This window comes from Pseudoalteromonas sp. NZS100_1 (genome assembly GCF_015864285.1).
Classification (GTDB): Bacteria; Pseudomonadota; Gammaproteobacteria; order Enterobacterales; family Alteromonadaceae; genus Pseudoalteromonas; species Pseudoalteromonas arctica.
The window spans coordinates 1-962 of the sequence record NZ_JADYXN010000104.1; the positions used below are offsets into that span (position 1 = coordinate 1).

At 34.3% G+C, this 962-nt stretch carries 1 protein-coding gene; it reads right to left on the reverse strand.

What is annotated here, in order from left to right; translation table 11 throughout:
- Positions 1–92: 92 nt before the first annotated feature.
- Entirely contained in the window at positions 93–659 is a 567-nt protein-coding gene (locus I6F66_RS20740; protein ID WP_197209692.1) for a hypothetical protein, read from the reverse strand.
- Between the last annotated feature and the right edge of the window lie 303 nt (positions 660–962).

Sequence of the window (962 nt, forward strand, 5' to 3'; positions counted from 1 at the left end):
TTTTTTGCACTAAACAAAGGCTAGCCTCTAACTTCGAAAAGTGCAAAATTTAGGATGAGTGTCTTGTTAATTCGCTTGCTTTGTTAATTCGCTTACAAATCAACCATCAAAAATGAAGTGAATTTTTGCCACAACGTTTTCCCGAACTTAATTTCACTCTCAGGCTTGATGTTAACTGCGTATTTCCATGGAAGTTTAAAAATATCTGGCGGTGTTAGCTTTTTAATAGGTTTTCCCATCAATAAGTTATCAAGCTGCTCTTCATCATTAAATTCTTTTCTAAGCTCGTCATCCACTTTAGACATTTCTTTTAAAAATGACTTATCAACACGATACCAAAAGTACTTAGGGCGACCATTGGCTTTATCAAATTCAGCAGTGGTTTTATCAAACTCACGATAATATTCAAATTGCGGGATATCAGCCAAAGGTTGGGTAACATCCATAAAGTTTTGTAATAACTCCCAATGTAAAAAAGCGCAGGCTATTTGGTTACTATAAGTCTGCTCATAACGGATGTTTTTCTTATAATGCAGTAATGTAAAGCCTCTGTTAGCAAAACCGCTTTTAGGATTATGGGCTACTTTATAGTGAGCATTGAACTCTTCAAAAGGGAGTGTATCAAAACTTTTTGCATCTTTAGTAGGTATTTCAACCATACCCGTTTTCCGATTAAAAATTGTGGCTAGATTAAATTTGAAACGAAAAAATGGCCAAATTAGCAAGCTAATTAACTTAGATCCCCCCCAGCAACATGAAAGAATGATAAAAAAATCAAATGCAAGATCATATGCTCCCAAAGCAAGGGAAAATAACGGTAGAATAAACATAAAAAAAACAAAGAATAAATGTAGCATAGCCCAGGTAAAGTTTATCAAACCAATCGGTAGTGTTTAGAAATCTGTGTCATTTCAGTATTATTAAGAAAACAGGAGTGACACATGACTCAATCTTTCGATTTC